Origin of the sequence: Campylobacter concisus (assembly GCF_002913945.1) — a bacterium.
Classification (GTDB): Bacteria; Campylobacterota; Campylobacteria; order Campylobacterales; family Campylobacteraceae; genus Campylobacter_A; species Campylobacter_A concisus_P.
Window position 1 is genome coordinate 109,731 of record NZ_POZK01000017.1, and the last position, 14,713, is coordinate 124,443.

Sequence of the window (14,713 nt, forward strand, 5' to 3'; positions counted from 1 at the left end):
TTTATCTTTTGATATTTTTATAAATTTGACTAGCTAAGCCTAGCTCGATCTTTATAGTGTAAATTTATATTAAAACTTTTCCTAAGAAGTAAAATCAGGCAAGCTTGAAGTGCCTACCTGATTAATTAAGAAGTTTAGACTTATCCAGCCATATCGCCAGCTGGTTTTTGAGCGTCTTTATTGACTTTTTGTTTTAAAAATTCCTCTTCCTCTTTTGTAGGTTTATACTCATCTTTGAAGAATTTTTTCTTAGCATCGATCTTTTGCTCTAGCATCTTCTTCTCATAAATTTTATATGTTGGCTTCCAGTATTCAGGGTAATTTCTAAAGCCAGCGCTATGTCCTGCTTCATAGCGGCAACTTACACATTTTAGCTCTTTACCACTGCCAAGAATTTTTTATAGTGAGTATACATCTTTTGAGCTTGTGCTGATATTTTATTGCTACCTATCATATTTGTATGGTAGCTAGTGCAGCCATTGTCACCGATCTCTTTAAATTTGCTAGGATTATCGCCTTGGTTTTTGATGGCAATCAATACAATCAAAGCTTAGATACTCGTGATGAGGCTTTAGCTTATGTTTGGCTCTTAGCTCGTCAGAAACTACTATCTTTGTAATATTTAGATCACTCTTTGGATAAGCACCAATCTATTAAGATAAATTAATATAAAAGTATGCAAATAACTACCAACGCGTTATTCTAAAAGAATTTATAAGCGAATAGTCAGACTTTATATCATTAGAGAAATTTTGTACTTTATGATAATAGAGAAGGACCTTAAATCTCTTCTTTAATTTTTTTATAAAGCTCTAAAATCTCATCTTTTTTAATGATAAAGCTATTTTTATTTGCTATTAGATAAGCTGAGCTTTGCATGATATCACCAGCGATCTTTAGTCCATTTTGCTTCATGGTTGAGCCAGTCTCGACTACATCAACTATCGCATCACTTAAGCCAACTAATGGTGCAAGTTCGATCGAGCCATAAAGCTTGATGATCTTTACAGCTACAGCTTGTTTTGTAAAATAATTTCTTGTTATATTTGGCATTTTTGTAGCTATTTTTAGCTCCGGCTGGTTTAGATCTAGTTCAGAGTCATTTTTTATGCCAATACAAACTTTGCATTGTCCGATTTTTAAATCTAGTAGTCTTACAACATTTGGCTTGTGCTCTTCAAGCACGTCAAGCCCCACTACACCAATATCAGCTGCACCTTCGGTGACATAAGTTGGGATATCTTGGTTACGAACCATTAAAAATCTAAAATTTCCTTCATCAAGGATTAATTTTCTATCTTCAAATAAAAAACTTGAACCAAAAATTTTTCTAAAAATTTCTAGTGTTGCCTCGGCTATTCTTCCCTTTGGTAGTGCTACTGTTATCATATTATCATATCTTTCTTTTCAGTTATTAGCTTTTGCATGGCACGAAAAACTAGCATCTTGTCGCAAATAGCATTTTTAAAAAATTTTGACAAAAAATCGCCATCTCCACCAGTAAAATAGACTTTTTTATCACCGGCTAGCTTATCTAGTAGAGTTATTATCGGTTTAATAATGCCATAACTCACGGCATCAGCTGTTTTTTGTGGTAGTGCATCTATGTCAATTTGTGAATTTATAGTAATATCAAGTCGTGGCGAGATACTTTTGTAGGCGTTTAGCATACTTGAAATGCCTGGCAAGATATATCCTCCAAGATGGATAGAATTTGCCATAATGTCAACTGTTATGGCGCTTCCAGCATCAACGATTACGCCATTATTTATAGAGTAACATGCTGCGATTCTATCTACTCCTAGACCCTGATATATCGTATCAATAGTAAAAAATGGTTCTAGATCCACAAACATCTTATTATCTTTTAAAATATTTAAAATTTCATCATTTACGGATATAAAATATACTTTTTTTTCTGGCTTATAGCTTTTAAACTCAGAAATTTTCATACGTGAGATTTTGCCATCTTCTAAAAATGTAGCGTTAGTATTGCCTATATTACACAAAATCATAACATCGCCAATTATTATCTTGTAGTTCTTTTAAGGCTTTAGAACAAATTTCTGAGTTATAAAATATAGTTTTTTTTCTTAGGCTTGTTTGGAATTTCATCTCTATTTTTTTAGAAATTTCTTCAAGCTCTAAAGCCTCTTTGCGTAGTAATCTACTTTTTGCTGTTCTTAAAAAGACAAGATTGTAAAAGCTCTTATTGTCCACTCCCCAAAAGATATCAAGCGTCTTTTTTGTGCTAAATTCACTTGTATTAAGCTCTTTGATATCTTTTAAGAGAATTTTTTTGGCTTCAAAAAGCTCCCAAATTTTTTGGTTCATTGCCCTAAATTAACAAGCTCATTATCATAATAAAAGGCACCATTGCCCATAAAACTTTTATCTTTTATCTCATCGCTAAACTCATAAATTTCAGCTCCACTGAAGTCTAAATTTGTCTTTATAACGTAGCCTGTTTTTTCGATTACGTAAAGCTTATTGTTGATAATAGTAGCTGCTGAGAAGATGGCAAATTTGAAATTAACTTTATTTTGCTCTTTTAGCATAAGATTTGTTCTTACGATCGTACCATCTTTTTTAAAGATATAAATTTCATCGTTATTAACTAGTACATCTTTGATCTCACCGTCATAATAAACTGTTTGGTTTGGATTTATGACGATAAGTTTTTTCGCTGTTGCTGCAATTAGATTATCGCCCTCAACGCCTAAGAATATGATGTTATTAAAGAAATTTTCAGAGCTTACGACCACGTCACGTAAAATTCTACCAGTCTCTTTTTGTACTATATAAATTTTGCCATCTAATGCCGGATATACAATCAGTGAGCTCATAAAAAATGGTGCTACAATCCTTGAATCAACTGCTGCTATATTAGACGAGCTATATTCCATTATTGTTGTTGCGGTATTTATGTCTATTAGATAGATGTGGTTTGACGCACTGATAGCTGCTAATAGGTTTTGATCAAGAGAGGCAGCAACGATTGCTGTTGGAAATTTATTGCTATAAACGCTGCGTCCGTTAGGATCTGTCACATTTAGATCGCCATTTATACTAGCTGAGATGGTAAAGCCGTTGTTTTCATTTAAGAAATTAAAATTTTCAGGCAACTTAATGTTTGTATTTAGGCCGTTTTTGGTGATAATATTGCCGTTATCAAGAGTGGCACCATTTGCATTTGCTGATTTGATATAAGATGGCATATCTTTTGACAAAGAAATTTTGCCAGAGGTTTGAGCTGGCTCGAAATATTGTCTTTTTGTACCACATCCGCTTAAAACTAAAGCCAAGGCAAAAGCCAAGAAAAGAGTAATTTTTTTCATTATTTTATTCCCTGATAGTGTTTTAAATTTTTAACTAAAGTTTGAAGTTGAGAGTCGAGTGAAATTTTATTAAACTCATCATTTGCTTCTTTGATTTTGTTTTGTTTTAAAAGCTCAAAACCTTTTAAAAGTGTGCTATATTCGCTTAAAATCTGAGTGTTTGCATTACCATTTTGTGAAAGAATGATATCTTTTACTATAGGATTTACTTTTAAATTTGCAAGCTCGCTAATGCCATTTGTCTCATTTTTATCAAGCTTTTGCTGAAGTGAAAAAAGTGCATATAAATTTGGTTCTTTTTCTTTTAAAATGCTTAAGGCATTTGCATCGCTTGGATTTAAAATGAGCTTTGAGTAAGCCAAATTTGCATCTTCAATTCTGTTATCATTTATTATTTTGTTCGAATAAAATCCAATAATTGCAATGACAGCAACAATAATGGCAATTATCATAATTTTTTTATACTTTCTAAAGAAACGCTCACCTTTGATCATGCTTTCTAAAAACTGTTCTTGAGCACCAATCTCTTGTTTTATCTGTGTTAGATCTTCTTTTATAGCCAACGCTTTTCCTTTATTTTTTAAAAATTTTAATTCGCAGATTTTAACATAATTAAATTAAAACTATCCCAAAATTAAAGCTTGAATGTGATATAATGGCTCAAAATTAATTAATAAGGTTACTTATATAATGCAAATAGACGATACACTTTTAAATAAATTAGAAAAACTCTCTGCCTTACAAATCAGTGATGAAAAAAGAGAAGAAGTAAAAAAACAACTAAGCGAGATTGTATCTTTTGTTGATATTTTAAATGAACTTGATCTAAGTAGCGATGAAGCTGTAGTTAGTTCTATAAAAGGTGGCACACCTTTAAGAGAAGATGGGCCAAGACCAAGCGATGTGATTGATACGATCTTGAAATACGCTCCTTCACGTGAAGGGCATTTTTTTGCTGTACCAAAAATAATAGAATAATGGTAAAAATATGGATCTAATCGAACAGCTTCAGGCAAAGAATTTAAGTGTAAAAATACCAGAAGATAATAACCTTAATAATCTTGCTGGCGATATAAAAACACTTTTAAAAACTGTTGTGAGTGATAAGGCAAGCGATCTTCACCTTGTTTCAAGATCTGAGCCTCAAATAAGAGTAGATGGTGCTTTAAAACCCATTGATTTTGGCATATTAAGTGGCAAGGATATAGAGAATTTATGTTTTGCTTTGATTACTGATGAACAAAAAAGTGAGCTTGAGAACAATAAAGAACTTGACTTTGCGATCGAGCTTCCAGATATTGGCCGCTTTCGTGGCAACTATTACTATACCATGAATGGCGATTTAGCTGCCGCTTTTCGTATAATCCCAATCAATATCCCATCTCTTGATGAGTTAAATGCTCCACAAATTTTTAAACACATTATTAAGCGTGAAAAAGGTCTTATTTTGGTTACCGGACCAACAGGAAGTGGTAAATCAACAACTCTTGCAGCTATGCTTAATGAGATAAATTTAAATTATAGAAAGCATATTATTACAATCGAAGATCCAGTCGAGTTTGTGCATAACAATAAAAAAGCTCTATTTTCTCATAGAAATATCGGCACTGACGCAACTTCTTACTCCAGGGCTCTAAAATCTGCGGTTCGTGAAGATCCAGATATTATACTTGTGGGTGAGATGAGAGATAGAGAAACGATTTCAACGGCTATTACGGCGGCTGAGACTGGACACTTAGTCTTTGGTACGCTTCACACAAATTCAGCCATTCAAACTATAAATAGGATCGTTGATAGTTTCGATGGAAGTGAGCAATTACAAGTAAGAAATATGCTTAGTGTTTCGCTAACTGCTGTCGTTTCACAAAGTCTGATCCCAAAGATAGGCGGTGGAAGGTGTGCTGTGTATGAAATTTTAATAAACAATATGGCTATCTCAAACTTGATACGTGAAAATAAAATACATCAAATTTACTCTCAGATTCAACTAAATCAACAACAAACTGGCATGAGTACGCAAACTCAGGCTTTGATGAAAGTACTAAAAGAGGGTAAGATTACAAAAGAAAATGCGCTAGCTTATTCAACTAGTCAGCAAGAACTTCAAAATTTAATAGGAACTATATAATGGATTTAGTAACGTGGTTTGATATTATTATTATTGCTCTTGTCTTGATGCTTGGCATAAAAGGCATATTAAATGGACTTATCAAAGAAGCTTTCGGACTTATCGGACTTATCGGAGGCTTAATTATAGCTAGTAGGTTTTCAGATATATCTGGTGAGTTTATAACTAAAAATATATATAAATTTGAAAATCCTTCATTTTTACAGTTTGTTGCATTTATCTCTCTTTGGCTAGTTTTTTGGCTAGTTTGCTTGCTAGTTGGTAAATTTTTATCAAAAATAGTTTCAGTAAGTGGGCTTGGTTTTTTGGATAGACTTGGTGGATTTGTTATGGGAAGTGGAAAAATTTTCTTAACATTTTCGGCAGTAGTTGCTGTAATATCTGGTACTTCGCTAAATAATATAATTGCTCCTTATTTTGCGAATAGTAAAGTTTATCCGGTTTTGATAGAAACTGGCAAATGGATAACAAATCTTGATGTAAAAAATATCAAAAGTGAGTTAGATGAGATAGTGGCAAGACCAATGGATACAAATAAAACTGACGCATTTATTTCAATGGATGCAAATGCTAGTGTAAATACCGACTCTAATATCACAAAAGGGGAATAAAATGATAGAAAATTTAGAATATGATGCGTTACTTGAGAAATTCAAAAGAGTGCTTCGTGACAATGGTTTGAAATATACGAAACAGCGTGAAATTTTACTAAAAACGCTATACAACAATGGCGAACACTTTACTCCAGAAAGACTTTATCTTTTTATAAAAGAAACGCACCCTGAGCTAAATATTGGTATCGCAACTGTTTATAGAACACTAAATCTACTTGAAGAATCAGAAATGGTGACATCAATCAGCTTTGGTTCACAAGGCAAAAAATTTGAGCTTGCCACAAAGCCACATCACGACCATATGATATGCAGAAAGTGCGGCCTTATCATAGAATTTGAAGATCCAATGATAGAAAAAAGACAAATCAGTATCGCAAAAGATCATGGTTTTAAACTAACTGGTCATATGATGCAGCTTTATGGAATTTGTGAAAAATGCTCAAAAAATAATATAAAGGGAAAGTAAGGTGATATTTGACAACCAACATGAGATTCAACGACTACAAAGCATAGATGAGCTAAGAAATTTAGGCATTAATCCATATCCACATTTTCTTAGAAGAGATATGAATATCTCTAAATTTAGACTAAAATTTAACTATATTAATGATACAGAAGAGAAAAAGGCCGAAGGTCAGCTAGTAGGTCTTGCGGGTAGAATAAAACTCATTCGTGATGCTGGAAAAGCGGTTTTTGCAAATATCGAAGATGAAGATGGAAATTTACAAATTTACTTTAGTAATAAAACGCTTGATCCAGAGTGGTTTAAAATCGTTAAAAAATACGTAGAGATAGGCGATATCGTCTATGTTAGAGGTTATGCATTTATAACAAAAACTGGCGAATTTTCTATGCATGTAAGCGAGCTTAGCCTTGCTTCAAAGTCGATAAGCCCACTTCCTGAGAAGTATCACGGTCTGGTTGATGTTGAGACAAGATATCGCCAAAGATATCTTGATATGATAATGAACCCTGAAGTTAGAGCAGATTTTAAAAGACGCTCAGTGATTATTAGTACGATTAGAAGATTTTTTGAAGAAAAAGGCTTTTTAGAAGTTGAAACACCGATGCTACATCCAATAGCAGGCGGTGCAAACGCAAAGCCATTTATCACTTTTCATAATGCTCTTGGAGTCGAGAGATATCTAAGGATCGCACCTGAATTATATCTCAAACGCCTTATAGTAGGTGGCTTTGAAGCTGTTTATGAGATGAATAGAAATTTTAGAAACGAAGGAATGGACCTTACTCACAACCCTGAGTTTACAAGTATAGAGTTTTACTGGGCATACCACAACTACCACGATTTGATGGGCATTACAGAGGATCTTTTTAATGTCATTTTGGACAAGCTGGATATGGAAAAAGTTGTAAATTTTGACGGCATGGAGATTGATTTTAGTAAGCCATTTAAGCGAATAAGCTACAAAAAAGCTCTCGTTGAGATCGGTGGACTAGATGAGAATATCATAAACGACAAAGATAAAATTTTAGCAAAACTAAGAGCTGATGGACTTGAAGCAAATGAGAAGCTTGATCTTGGTCACTTGCAGGCTGAGTTATTTGATAACTACGTAGAGAGTAAGCTTATACACCCGACATTTGTTATTGATTATCCGATTTCGATCAGCCCACTTTCAAGAAGAAGTGACGCAAACCCTGATGTGGCTGAGAGATTTGAGCTATTTATCGCTGGTCGTGAGCTAGCAAATGGCTTTAATGAGCTAAATGATCCAATCGATCAATACAACCGCTTTAAAGCGCAAATCGATGCTAAAAACGCAGGCGATGACGAGGCACACGAGATGGACGAGGACTATGTAAAGGCTCTAGGATACGGCATGCCACCAGTTGCAGGTGAGGGTATAGGCATCGATAGGCTTGTTATGCTTTTAACGGATAAAAAATCAATACGTGATGTTGTGCTCTTCCCAGCGATGAGACCACTTAAAAATGAGATAAAGGAGAATGAAAAATGAGTTTGCAAAGCTATGATAAGGACATTTACGATCTAGTAAATTTAGAGTTAAAACGCCAATGTGATCACCTTGAGATGATCGCTAGTGAAAATTTTACATATCCAGAAGTTATGGAAGTAATGGGCTCAATCCTAACAAACAAATACGCTGAAGGCTATCCTGGCAAGAGATATTATGGTGGCTGCGAATTTGTCGATGAGATCGAGCAAATAGCAATCGATAGATGTAAAGAGCTTTTTGGGTGTGAATTTGCAAACGTTCAACCAAACTCTGGCTCTCAGGCGAATCAAGGTGTTTACGGCGCTTTACTTAATCCAGGCGATAAAATTTTAGGAATGGATCTAAGCCATGGTGGACACTTAACGCACGGCGCAAAGGTCAGCAGCTCCGGTAAGATGTATGAGAGCTTTTTCTACGGCGTCGAGCTCGATGGCCGCATAAACTACGATAGAGTCATGGATATCGCAAAGATAGTAAAACCAAAAATGATCGTTTGTGGCGCAAGCGCATACACAAGAGAGATTGAGTTTAAAAAATTTCGTGAGATAGCCGATGCTGTTGGGGCGATACTCTTTGCAGATGTTGCTCACATTGCTGGTCTTGTTGTTGCTGGCGAGCATCAAAGTCCTTTCCCATACTGTGATGTCGTAAGCTCAACTACGCATAAAACATTAAGAGGCCCAAGAGGCGGTATCATTATGACAAATAATGAAGAGTATGCTAAGAAGATAAATGCCTCTATTTTTCCAGGCATCCAGGGCGGACCACTTGTTCATGTTATCGCAGCAAAAGCAGTTGGCTTTAAGCATAACCTTAGCCCTGAGTGGAAAATTTATGCTAAACAAGTAAAAGCAAACGCTAAAAAATTAGGCGAAGTGCTAATAAAAAGAGGCTTTGATCTAGTAAGTGGTGGCACTGATAACCATCTAATTTTAATGAGCTTTTTAAATAGAGATTTTAGCGGTAAGGACGCAGATATCGCTCTTGGAAATGCTGGAATAACAGTAAATAAAAATACGGTTCCAGGCGAGACAAGAAGCCCATTTATCACAAGTGGTATACGTGTTGGTAGTCCTGCACTTACGGCTCGTGGCATGAAAGAGGCTGAGTTTGAGCTAATAGCAAACAAAATAGCTGACGTGCTAAGCGACATAAACAACACATCTTTACAAGAGAAGACAAAAGCTGAGCTAGTCGAACTTGCTCATAAATTTATAATCTATGATAAAGCGACATTTTGATGCAAAGTATTGATACGGCACTTATAAAGATTATTACAACTCACTACTATATCAAGCGTGATACGATCGTTAATAAAATAGAATATAGAGGCAAAATTTTCTTTGATAAATTTGAAAAGATAAATGAGCCACTGACCTATAATATTATGAAAGAGCATGAAGAGGGCAAGGCTGTTATCGCACACTCTTTAATAAATGCGAATGATAAGGTTGAAAATATAGTCTTTGACTATAACGGCAGAACCCCAGATAGATTTTGGCATAAAGCACAGCTTCTTTTAAGAGAAGAGGGATTTATAAATTTTACAGCCTACGAGAGTAAGACGCCAGGACATCTGCATCTTTATGTGCATAAAGGCCACACTACACTAAATGAGGCTTGTCAGCTGGCAAACGTGCTCAACGCAAAGCTTTCACAGAAGCTACCTAAAGAGTGGAGGATGTTTCCAAATATCGATATGCCAAAAGAATTTAACATACTAACTTTACCTTATAAACTCTATCAAAAGGAGCGTGGGGCAAGTTGGTCAAAATATATGTAATTAAGGATAAAAAGTGGAAAACGATGAGTTAAAAGATATTCTTTTAGAAAGAGACGATGACGCAAGAGGATTGAAGCTAAAAAAACTTCTTATATTTATAGCAGCTCTTATTATACTTTTTTTGATTATTGTAGTGGCTATGAAGCTAGTAAATTCAAGCGATCCTTCACAAGCGCAAAATGAAGCTGATTCAAGACTAGTGCTTCCTCCAGTACCAGCTGAGCAGCCAGTAGATAGACAAGCTCCGATAGCTGATACAAATTCAGACAATAAAAAAGGCGATACACAGCTTTTTGAGCAAGTACCGATCGTGCCTGAAAATAAGCAACAAGACGAATTTGAAGATATGATCAAAAAGCTAAAGGATAAAGAAAATAATAAGCCTGTTTCTAAAACTGAAGAGCCAAAAGAGATAGTTAAGCCTATCGAAAAGCCTGCTGAAATACCAGCAAAAAAAGCTGAGACAAAGGTAGATACTCCAGTTAAAAAAGTCGAAAAAGTAGTAGCTACTGATAAAAAGAGTGAGGCAAAACCAGCCAAAACTGAAAATAAAGTAGATAAAAAGATTGAAAAAAAGGTTGAAACCAAAATAGAAAAAGCGGATAAAAAAGCTGAAGTAGCTAAAACTGAACCTGCCATAAAAGGCTCTTATGTTCAAGTATTTGTGACTAGTAAATTTAATCCAAATGCTGAATATATGAAGAAGATCGCTGCTAAGGGATATAGCTACAAGACTATAAAAGTTGGTGAACTGACTAAAATTTTAGTTGGTCCATTTGATGAAAAAACGCTTCAAAAAGTAGTAGGCGATATTAGAAAAGATATCAATAAAGACGCTTTTATCTTTAGAGCAAAATGAAAACATTCGCAGTCTTTGGAGATCCAATAGCTCACTCGGTATCTCCGAGGCTGCACAATAAAGCCATTGCAGACCTGGGCTTAAAAGCACTTTACACAAGAGTCTTGCTAAAAAATGGCAGTGAATTAATCAATAAATTTAAATCCTTAAAATTAAACGGAGCAAACGTAACTCTTCCACATAAAGAGTGGGCTTTAAATTTAGCCGATGAAGCTTCAGATATAGCTCGTAAAATAGGCTCTGCAAATACGCTTGTGCTTAAAAATGACAAAATTTATGCATACAATACAGATGCACCTGGATTTTTAAAAGCAATAAAAAAATTTAAAGATGTAAAAAAAGCTATTGTTCTTGGAGCTGGCGGTACTGCAAATGCCATAACTTATGCATTAAAGGAACAAGGCGTTGATGTTTGCATACTAAATAGAAGCAAAGATAGGCTTGAGAAATTTAAAGATGAGTACAAATGCTTTAGCTGGGATAACTACGAAGAGCAAAAATTTGATCTAGTTATTAACTCGACCTCTGCTGGCCTAAAGGATGATTTTTTACCAGCACCTAAAGAAATTTTAAAAAGCATTTTTAAAGATGCTAAATTCGCATTTGATGTGATTTATGGTAAGCAAACACCATTTTTAGAAATGGCCAAGCAAAGCAGCCTTGGTGTAAAAGATGGTGCCGATATGCTTTTATATCAAGCAGTTCTAGCGCTAAATTTATTTTTTAACAATACACTTGATGAGTCAAAGATAGAGCGCTCAATGAGAGAAATTTTCTATCTACAATAGCCACCAGTATTTGTTTTTGTAAAAATTTATGGCTTGTATAAAAACGTTTTGATTAAAAATTTTATTGAAAGTAACTGGAGTAAATATAAAAGCAGGGAAGATCCCTGCTAAATTTTACTATTCGTTTGTTTTGATATAAGCGTAGTCTGAAATTTTAGTCCATTCTCTTGCTTTTTTAAGGAAAGCTCTTTGCGACTCGACGATCTCTTTAAATAGTGGATCTTTTGCACTCTCTTCATCAAGAAGTTCATTTGTAGCTTTTTTAAGAGCTGCGATTACTTCTGGTGGGAAAGATTTTACTTGGATGTCTGGATACTCGCTCTTCATTTTATCCCAGTACTCGACGTTTGAATAAAATACTTTTGTATTTGCATCTCTTGCTACTTCAGCTGCAGCTGCTTCAAAGATCGCTTTTAGATCATCTGGAAGCTTCTCATATGATTTTTTATTAAAGAAAAACTGAGTTTCACCGTTTGGCTCTTGCCAGCCTGTGTAGTAGTATTTTGCCACTTTGTGAAAGCCAAGTGCCATATCATAAGCCGGGCTTACCCATTCGACTGAGTCGATCGTTCCCATCTCAAGAGCCATGTAAAGCTCACCAGTTGGGATAGTATTGATGTTAGCGCCAAGTTTAGCGTAAATTTCACCACCAAAGCCCGGAATTCTTATCTTTAAGCCTTTGATATCATCTAATGATTTGATCTCTTTTTTAAACCAGCCACCCATTTGCATGCCAGTATTTCCAGCTCTAAAAATTTTGATGTTATATGGATCATAAACTTTTGCCTCAAGCTCCTTGCCACCGCCAAATTCATACCAAGCTGTTTGCTCATCAGTATTCATCATAAATGGAGTTGCTGTAAAAAATATAGTTTTAGCATCTTTGCCTTTATAATAATAGCTACTTGTGTAGGTAATGTCGTATTGACCGCTTTTAGCAAAATCAAGCATTGCAAAAGGTGATTTATGCTTTGATGGATAATCAATCCTTAGCTCAAGTCTGCCATTACTCATCTTTTCAACTTTATCTTTTAGCTCTTTTGGTACATCACCAAGCACTGGCATAGTACTCTCCCATGAGCTAGCAAGCTTTAGCTTATAAACTTTATCATCTCCCATAGCAACGCAAGCAACAGCTGCTAAACCAAGAGACGCTAATAAAAATTTATTCATATCTTCTCCTTTGAAATTTTGCCTATTATACAAAAAATTACATTATTAAAATGTGTTATAATCGCAAAAATCAAATTTATGGGGCATAAAATGATAAAAAAGACGAAAATCGTAGCTACTTTAGGGCCAGCGAGTGATAATGAAGAGACTATGGAGGCGATGGTAAAAGCAGGTGTTAATGTCTTTCGTTTAAATTTTAGCCATGGGACACACGAATACCATAAATCAAACATTGACAAGATAAGAAATATCGAAAAAAAGCTAAATAAAAGAATAGGAATTTTACAAGATATCTGCGGCCCAAAGATCAGAGTTGGTAAGCTTAGTGAGCCATTTTATCTAAAAGCCGGCGATGAACTTAGTATCCATGCTGATGAGATCATCGGTGAAAAAGTGGAAAACGGAATTTATAAAGTAAGTCTAAATCAGCCTCAAATTTTGCCAATGCTAAAGGTTGGCGAGTATGTCTATCTCTATGACGGCTCTATAAGGGCAAAGGTCGTTAGTGAAGGCAAAGAAATAGTAAAAACTATCATTGAAAATGATGGAATTTTAAACTCAAACAAAGGCGTAAATTTCCCAAATACAGCCCTTGGCATAGAGATCATCACACAAAAAGATAAAGAAGATATGGAATTTGGCGCAAAGCATGGCGTAAATTTTGTCGCCATTAGCTTCGTGCAAGATGCAAATGACGTAATAAAGGCAAAAAATATCTTAAAAGAATTTGGCTCAAGAGCTGCTGTTTTATCTAAGATCGAGAAATTTGACGCGGTTGAAAATATAGACGATATCATTGCAAAGAGCGATGGTATCATGGTAGCTCGTGGCGATCTTGGCATAGAAGTGCCATTTTATAAGGTTCCAACTATCCAAAAGCTCATCATCAAAAAAGCAAATGCAGCAAGCAAGCCAGTCATCACAGCAACTCAAATGATGCTAAGCATGGCAGAGCATGAGACTGCCACAAGAGCAGAGATCAGCGACGTAGCAAATGCTGTGTTAGACGGCACTGATGCTGTTATGCTAAGCGAGGAGAGTGCGATAGGTAAAAACCCAGTCGCAGTCGTAGAGGCGATGAGTAAAACGATCATACAGACTCAAAGTATCTATCCATATAATAAATTTGATGAGTTTGACTTTTTTGACGAGACTGATATGGTGGCAAGTAGTGCCGCATCTCTTGCTGTTCGCATAAAGGCAGATGCTTTAATCTCAATCACTGGCTCAGGAAAATCGGCCATAAAATTAGCTAGAAATCGCACAAATATCGACATCATCGCAGTAGCTCACGATGAGCAAACAGCACACATGCTTACTCTTGCTTGGGGTGTTACACCAGCGCTTGTACTAGAAAAAACAAAGCTTAGCTCACTTTTAGCAAATGTCATGAAAAAGGCGTATGAAGAGGGATATGTTGAACACGACAAGACCTATCTTGTCACAGCCGGTCACCCTACGGGCGTTGAGGGTAGCACGAATCTTATACGTATCATCAGACGCGATCAGCTTGATTATTATTTGGAGCTTGCAACTGAGTAAATTTATATACTCTCTTGCAAATTTTAAAATTTGTCTGATACCTACCTAATATAACAAAGCAATTTTGCAAATTTTAAAATCTTACTCGCTCACCTTAGCAGACTACTAAATTTAGATCCGTGGTATGCTCGATAATAAATTTTATAATTTGCTGGAAATTTAATATAACGCATGCAGTGCGTTAGTACTGAGGCATGCCACTTCTAACGTCGTCGGGGTTAGGGGATTGTTAAGGTGGAAGGGAGCGACTTCGTAATTAAAGTCTCTTCCCCCTTAACAAAAGAAACAAACATTTAAATTTAACTAGATTACTTTGTAAATTTTAAAACTTTCATTCACTCGCAAGAATTGACTGCTAAAATTTGGCTTCACTTACCGCTTAGCTCAAATTTTAGAGCTGAAATTACTCGCTCATGAAATTTTAAAATTTGTGTGAAATTTACTTGTAAAAATTAGGATATATAAAATTTATTTTGAAAGAATTTGTGACGCAAAATTTAACGTCACAA

General features: G+C 35.2%; 18 protein-coding genes. 10 read left to right on the plus strand and 8 right to left on the minus strand.

Annotation, left to right across the window (positions count from 1 at the left end; genetic code table 11):
- Positions 1–140: 140 nt before the first annotated feature.
- The 7 genes from CYP64_RS10255 to CYP64_RS03765 all read right to left on the minus strand — a co-directional run bounded on the left by CYP64_RS10255 (position 141) and on the right by CYP64_RS03765 (position 3,901).
- On the minus strand, positions 141–275 hold the full coding sequence (locus CYP64_RS10255) for a hypothetical protein (RefSeq protein WP_258032928.1): 135 nt from the start codon (positions 273–275) through the stop codon (positions 141–143).
- A 95-nt stretch (positions 276–370) separates the two neighbouring features.
- The gene (locus tag CYP64_RS10260; protein ID WP_258032929.1) at positions 371–547 is read right to left on the minus strand and encodes a hypothetical protein; all 177 of its coding nucleotides are present in this window, start codon (positions 545–547) and stop codon (positions 371–373) included.
- Between the two features lie 233 nt (positions 548–780).
- A complete protein-coding gene (hisG, locus tag CYP64_RS03745; protein WP_103648726.1) occupies positions 781–1,389 on the minus strand; it encodes an ATP phosphoribosyltransferase in 609 nt (202 codons plus the stop codon).
- Positions 1,386–2,015 (minus strand): type III pantothenate kinase, encoded by a 630-nt coding sequence (locus CYP64_RS03750; RefSeq protein WP_084041953.1) that lies wholly within the window; start codon positions 2,013–2,015, stop codon positions 1,386–1,388. The genes hisG and CYP64_RS03750 overlap by 4 nt, the downstream gene beginning before the upstream one ends.
- Positions 2,002–2,334, minus strand: a complete 333-nt coding sequence (locus tag CYP64_RS03755; RefSeq protein WP_103648727.1) for a hypothetical protein — start codon at positions 2,332–2,334, stop codon at positions 2,002–2,004. Before CYP64_RS03755 ends, CYP64_RS03750 begins: the two co-directional genes overlap by 14 nt.
- The gene (locus CYP64_RS03760; RefSeq protein WP_103648728.1) at positions 2,331–3,338 is read right to left on the minus strand and encodes an L-seryl-tRNA selenium transferase; all 1,008 of its coding nucleotides are present in this window, start codon (positions 3,336–3,338) and stop codon (positions 2,331–2,333) included. Before CYP64_RS03760 ends, CYP64_RS03755 begins: the two co-directional genes overlap by 4 nt.
- Positions 3,338–3,901 carry a hypothetical protein gene (locus tag CYP64_RS03765; RefSeq protein ID WP_103648729.1) on the minus strand — a complete coding sequence of 188 codons (564 nt, stop codon included), beginning with the start codon at positions 3,899–3,901 and terminating at the stop codon, positions 3,338–3,340. Before CYP64_RS03765 ends, CYP64_RS03760 begins: the two co-directional genes overlap by 1 nt.
- Positions 3,902–4,028: 127 nt before the next feature.
- Here CYP64_RS03765 and gatC point away from each other — a divergent pair, with 127 nt between their 5' ends.
- From gatC to CYP64_RS03810, 9 genes are read left to right on the plus strand one after another with little or no spacing between them, the layout of a single operon-like run.
- On the plus strand, positions 4,029–4,316 hold the full coding sequence (gene gatC / locus CYP64_RS03770; protein WP_103648730.1) for an Asp-tRNA(Asn)/Glu-tRNA(Gln) amidotransferase subunit GatC: 288 nt from the start codon (positions 4,029–4,031) through the stop codon (positions 4,314–4,316).
- A gap of 10 nt (positions 4,317–4,326) precedes the next feature.
- A complete protein-coding gene (locus CYP64_RS03775; protein ID WP_103648731.1) occupies positions 4,327–5,466 on the plus strand; it encodes a type IV pilus twitching motility protein PilT in 1,140 nt (379 codons plus the stop codon).
- Positions 5,466–6,077, plus strand: a complete 612-nt coding sequence (locus CYP64_RS03780; RefSeq protein ID WP_103648732.1) for a CvpA family protein — start codon at positions 5,466–5,468, stop codon at positions 6,075–6,077. The genes CYP64_RS03775 and CYP64_RS03780 overlap by 1 nt, the downstream gene beginning before the upstream one ends.
- 1 nt (position 6,078) lies before the next feature.
- Positions 6,079–6,546, plus strand: coding sequence for a Fur family transcriptional regulator (locus tag CYP64_RS03785; protein WP_021091630.1), 468 nt, complete (start codon positions 6,079–6,081; stop codon positions 6,544–6,546).
- Between the two features lie 4 nt (positions 6,547–6,550).
- A complete protein-coding gene (gene lysS, locus CYP64_RS03790) occupies positions 6,551–8,059 on the plus strand; it encodes a lysine--tRNA ligase (protein ID WP_223154388.1) in 1,509 nt (502 codons plus the stop codon).
- Complete coding sequence (locus CYP64_RS03795) at positions 8,056–9,300, plus strand: serine hydroxymethyltransferase (protein ID WP_084041231.1); 1,245 nt, start codon at positions 8,056–8,058, stop codon at positions 9,298–9,300. Before lysS ends, CYP64_RS03795 begins: the two co-directional genes overlap by 4 nt.
- A complete protein-coding gene (locus CYP64_RS03800) occupies positions 9,300–9,842 on the plus strand; it encodes a DUF1882 domain-containing protein (protein ID WP_087584142.1) in 543 nt (180 codons plus the stop codon). Before CYP64_RS03795 ends, CYP64_RS03800 begins: the two co-directional genes overlap by 1 nt.
- A 13-nt stretch (positions 9,843–9,855) precedes the next feature.
- A complete protein-coding gene (locus tag CYP64_RS03805) occupies positions 9,856–10,701 on the plus strand; it encodes an SPOR domain-containing protein (protein WP_103648734.1) in 846 nt (281 codons plus the stop codon).
- Positions 10,698–11,489, plus strand: coding sequence for a shikimate dehydrogenase (locus CYP64_RS03810; RefSeq protein WP_103648735.1), 792 nt, complete (start codon positions 10,698–10,700; stop codon positions 11,487–11,489). Before CYP64_RS03805 ends, CYP64_RS03810 begins: the two co-directional genes overlap by 4 nt.
- Before the next feature lie 117 nt (positions 11,490–11,606).
- On the opposite strand, the gene CYP64_RS03815 is transcribed toward CYP64_RS03810, so the two are convergent.
- Positions 11,607–12,662 (minus strand): TRAP transporter substrate-binding protein, encoded by a 1,056-nt coding sequence (locus tag CYP64_RS03815; protein ID WP_021091622.1) that lies wholly within the window; start codon positions 12,660–12,662, stop codon positions 11,607–11,609.
- Between the two features lie 90 nt (positions 12,663–12,752).
- On the opposite strand from CYP64_RS03815, the gene pyk reads away from it, so the two are divergent.
- Positions 12,753–14,204 carry a pyruvate kinase gene (pyk, locus tag CYP64_RS03820; RefSeq protein ID WP_103648736.1) on the plus strand — a complete coding sequence of 484 codons (1,452 nt, stop codon included), beginning with the start codon at positions 12,753–12,755 and terminating at the stop codon, positions 14,202–14,204.
- Positions 14,205–14,713 lie beyond the last annotated feature (509 nt).